The following is a 4155-nucleotide window of genomic DNA, read 5'->3' as shown; positions in this document are numbered from 1 at the left end:
CGCCGGCACCTATGCGATCAACGAGGTCCGCGAATGGGTCGCCTGGGCGATCGAGACCAACCGTCATGGCGCGGTGACACCGCACTGGATCGCCACCATGCCTGTCGTGGGCGAGTGGCTGAACCAGCAGTGGACGACCAATTTCGGCCATCCCGGCGGCATTGGTGAACTGATCCAGCTGGTCAGCGGCGCTAACATCGGCAGCATCTATCGCGGTGTGCTGGCCGCCGGCGGCAGCGCTTTCGGCTTGCTCCTGACATTGTTGTTCATGATGATCGCGTTGTTCTTCGCCTATCGCGACGGCGAGCATTTTGCCGGCCAGGTCGACCGTCTCGGCGAACGCATCCTGCCGACCAGATGGGAACGGATTTCGCGCGTCGTGCCCGCGACGATCTCGTCGACCGTGACCGGCATGACCGTGATCGCCATCGGCGAAGGCCTGGTGCTGGGCATCGCCTACTGGCTGGCCGGCGTGCCGTCGCCGGTCACGCTTGGCGCCTTGACCGGCGTCATGGCGCTGATCCCTGGCGGTGCGCCACTGTCGTTCACGCTGGTCTCGATCTATCTGGCCGCCAGCGGCTCGCCGATGGCCGGGCTGGCACTGTTCCTCTGGGGTGCGGTCGAACTGTTCATCGTCGACAAGACACTGCGCCCGAAGCTCGTCGGCGGGCCGATAAAACTGCCCTTCCTGCCGACGTTTTTCGGCCTGATCGGCGGCGTCAAGACCATGGGGTTTCTCGGTCTGTTCATCGGCCCGGTGCTGATGGCCCTGCTGGTCGCGATCTGGCGCGAATGGCTTCGCGAGGTGGAAATGGCCGATGAAGTCGTCCCGGGCTCGCCAGCCGAAATCGAAGCCGGTCCGCAAATCGAGGTCCTGCCGGAACCCGACGTGGCGAAGAAGGCCAGCGCCTGATCTCAACGCGCCTTAGACCGGATGTTGCACCGCAAGGTCGCCACGCCGCTTGCGTCCCTCGTGAAGCTGCCACAGCGAATGCGCGATCAGCGTGACGATCAGGATCGCGCCGCCGATCAGGCTGTTGCGCGTCGGTGTTTCGGCAAAGATCATCCACACCCAGACCGGCGCCAGCACGGTTTCGAGCAGGTAGAACATCGCCACTTCAGGGCCCGAAATGTATTTCGGCCCGGCGGCAAGGCAGAAGAACGCAATCGGCATGACGACGGCGCCGTTGAGGATGATCCACCAGGGCGCCTCCACCTGAAAGCCGGTGTTGGAGACCATGAACGCCGCCAGCCCGAAGGGCAGGACGACGCCGATCAGTGAGGTAAAGCCCATATCCTTGCCGCTGGCGCGCGAGATGGTGATGGCGCAGGCGATCAGGAAGGCCGAACACAACGCCATCAGGTCGCCGAACAGATGTCCGGTGCCAACGGAATCGCCGACGATGATGACGACGCCGACAATCATCATGGCCAATGCCGCAAGGGTCAGCGGCCGCGGCCGCTCCTTCAGGAACACCCATGAAAGCAGCGCGGCGAACATGGTTGTGAAGGCCAGGATGAACACCAGGTTGGCGGTCGAGGTGTTGTAGACGCCTGTGATGAACGCAATCGCGCCGAGCCCGTAGATCGCGGCAACGATCAGGCCCGACCAGCCAGGTATCAGCTGCGGCGCATTCTTGCTGAACGAGCGCCAGATGGTCCACATGATCAGTGCCGCGGCCAAGGTGCAGCCGGTGCGCAGCAGCAGGATTGTCCATGCCTCGCCGTGGGCGAGCCGGATCAGCGGGATGTCCACGGTCAGCGTCAGCCCGCCAAATGCGGTGAGCAGAAGTCCTTTGGTGTGAGTATCGTGAGACGACATGCAGCGACTTTCACAATGAATTCGGGAGAGGATGGCGGACCGGCGCAATCGCACGCTCTCCGCCAACCAGCGGAAAGACCAGCATCGTCTCGATTGAAAATGTTTAAGCCCGGACTTGGGAAAGAGTAATCAGCGCGCGACCGCTTCGTTGGTGTAGCGCTCCCAGCCCTTCGGGCCGAGATGCTCCTGCGGCATGAAGCGCATCTTATAATTCATCTTGCGCGAGCCGTTGACCCAGTAGCCGAGATAGACATGGGGCAGGCCCATCGCCCTGGCGCGGGCGATGTGGTCGAGGATCATGAACGTGCCGAGCGACCGTTCCTCGAAATCGGGATTGAAGTAGGAATAGACCATCGACAGGCCGTCGGCCATCTTGTCGGTGAGCGCCACCGCGATCAGCTCGCCCTGTCCCTTGCCGGTGATGAACGTGTCTGGTCCACGCCGCCGATACTCGATCACCTTGGTGTCGACATGGGTATCCTCGACCATCATCGCATAGTCGAGCACCGTCATGTCGGACATGCCGCCACGGCGGTGGCGGGCATCGAGATAGCTGCGGAACAGGGAATATTGTTCGGTCGAAGGCTCGGCATTGTGCATGTGGCCGACGAGATCGGAATTGTGCTGCAGCACGCGCTTCATGTTGCGGCTGGCGACGAATTCCTGGGCGAGGATGCGTACCGAAACGCAGGCGCGGCAGGTCTCGCAGGCCGGCCTGTAGGCGATGTTCTGCGAGCGCCGGAAGCCGCCTTGGGTCAAGAGGTCGTTCATCTCCGCCGCCTTGTCGCCAACCAGGTGCGTGAACACCTTGCGCTCGAACTGGCCGTCGAGATAGGGGCACGGCGACGGCGCGGTCAGGAAGAACTGCGGCGACTGGGTCGGATGCTGCGTCATCGAGCCTTGGAAACACTCCTTCGAATCGCTCTACCTTTGGCGCGGACGGCGAAAAATTCAACAGGATTATGTGGGCGTGGTCGACTCGACGCCTTCACATTTGTGCTCAATCGGTTGCGACTGCTCTTCAGAGGGCCGTTTCAGCGGTCCGTGCGGCTGACGACCGTGCCAAGCAAAAGATCGTGCAAGGTGCGCTTGCGGTCGGAAAACAGCGTCACCAGCAGGACGAGCGGCGACAGGATGACGTTGCCGGCCCAGAACAGCACCGAATGGACGACCGCGGTGAGGCCGTCGATCGGCCTGCCGTCGAGCCGGTCGAGCCGGATGCCCATCATCTTCATGCCCGTGGTGGCCTGGTCGGTGCTGCCCAGCGTGTTCCAGATGTAGAGGATGGCCACAGTCGGCAACAGGATACCGAACAGCATCCAGCCAAGCCCGAGGGTCAAAAGCCCGAGGAAGAACACCAGAATGGCAAACGGAATGGTAAGCAGCGCGACGATGACATAGTCGATCACGAAAGCCAGGATGCGCTTCGTGCGCACGCCGTCATAGGCCCTGACATCGTCGAGCCTGCTGGTGATGATTTCGCCGTCGAGAACGCGCGCGTTCATGTCATTTCCTCGTAACAAGGTCCGACATAGGGTGCGGACCGCTCAGCCATGAAATGGTGAAGGCCTGTGGCGGAATCAAGATCGGGCTTCTTGCGGTGCGCCGGCCTTCAAGGCGCCAGGCGCAATCTGAACCGGTTGAATTTGCGGCGCGGATAGCATTAGCTTGCTGCGGCGCAGCAAAAGCGCACATGGCAGGGGACGGGGCAATATGGACTACGACATGCTGGTCATCGGCAGCGGCCCTTCCGGTCGCCGGGCCGCGGTGCAGTCGGCCAAGCTCGGCAAATCGGTGCTGGTGGTCGATCGCGGCCGGCGTCTGGGCGGTGTCTCGGTGCATACCGGCACCATCCCGTCGAAAACGCTGCGCGAAACGGTGCTCAACCTTTCGGGTTGGCGTGAGCGCGGCTTCTACGGGCGCGGCTACCGGGTCAAGCAGGATATCTCGGTCGGCGATCTGGTCGAGCGCCTGCACAAGACGCTCGACCATGAGGTCGAGGTGCTGCAGCACCAGTTCATGCGCAACACGGTCAAGAGCGCCCGGGCTGCGGTGAAATTCCTTGGCCCCAACAAGGTCAGCCTGACCACCGACACCGGCGATTACAGCGAGGTCGGTTTTGCTAATGCGCTGATCGCGGTCGGCACCAGGCCGCACCGGCCGCGCGATGTGCCTTTCGACAAGACCCGAATCTTCGACAGCGACGAGATGCTGGAACTCGACCGCTTGCCGCGCACGCTGACGGTGATCGGCGCCGGCGTCATCGGGGTCGAATATGCAACGATCTTTTCCGCGCTCGACGTGCCGGTAACCTTGGTCGAGCCGCGCAACTC

At 62.6% G+C, this 4155-nt stretch carries 5 protein-coding genes; 2 read left to right on the top strand and 3 right to left on the bottom strand.

All coding sequences use genetic code 11. From position 1 onward, the window contains the following. Positions 1-913, top strand: a 913-nt coding sequence (locus tag EN906_RS25115; protein ID WP_164777341.1) for an AI-2E family transporter, incomplete at its 5' end; no start/stop codon positions are given. A gap of 12 nt (positions 914-925) precedes the next feature. Here EN906_RS25115 and EN906_RS25110 read toward each other — a convergent pair. The 3 genes from EN906_RS25110 to EN906_RS25095 all read right to left on the bottom strand — a co-directional run bounded on the left by EN906_RS25110 (position 926) and on the right by EN906_RS25095 (position 3327). Further along, positions 926-1822, bottom strand: a complete 897-nt coding sequence (locus EN906_RS25110) for a DMT family transporter (RefSeq protein WP_127267506.1) — start codon at positions 1820-1822, stop codon at positions 926-928. Positions 1823-1951: 129 nt separating this feature from the next. Further along, entirely contained in the window at positions 1952-2716 is a 765-nt protein-coding gene (locus EN906_RS25105; RefSeq protein ID WP_023810205.1) for an arginyltransferase, read from the bottom strand. 140 nt (positions 2717-2856) lie between these two features. Beyond that, a complete protein-coding gene (locus EN906_RS25095) occupies positions 2857-3327 on the bottom strand; it encodes an RDD family protein (RefSeq protein ID WP_127267507.1) in 471 nt (156 codons plus the stop codon). Positions 3328-3535: 208 nt separating this feature from the next. Between EN906_RS25095 and EN906_RS25090 the strand changes: the two genes are divergently transcribed. Next, a partial coding sequence (locus EN906_RS25090) for an FAD-dependent oxidoreductase (protein ID WP_127375456.1) occupies positions 3536-4155 on the top strand: 620 nt, incomplete at its 3' end.

Origin of the sequence: Mesorhizobium sp. M7A.F.Ca.CA.004.06.1.1, from assembly GCF_003999135.1 — a bacterium.
In the GTDB taxonomy this organism is placed as follows: Bacteria; Pseudomonadota; Alphaproteobacteria; order Rhizobiales; family Rhizobiaceae; genus Mesorhizobium.
The sequence above is the reverse complement of the archived record's forward strand: the minus strand, read 5'-3'. Positions and strand labels throughout refer to the sequence as shown.

Excerpts from the sequence above, each read along its gene's own strand:
- EN906_RS25110 (WP_127267506.1), bottom strand. The coding sequence starts at position 1,822 with ATGTCGTCTCACGATACTCACACCAAAGGACTTCTGCTCACCGCATTT.
- EN906_RS25105 (WP_023810205.1), bottom strand. The coding sequence starts at position 2,716 with ATGACGCAGCATCCGACCCAGTCGCCGCAGTTCTTCCTGACCGCGCCG.
- EN906_RS25095 (WP_127267507.1), bottom strand. The coding sequence starts at position 3,327 with ATGAACGCGCGCGTTCTCGACGGCGAAATCATCACCAGCAGGCTCGAC.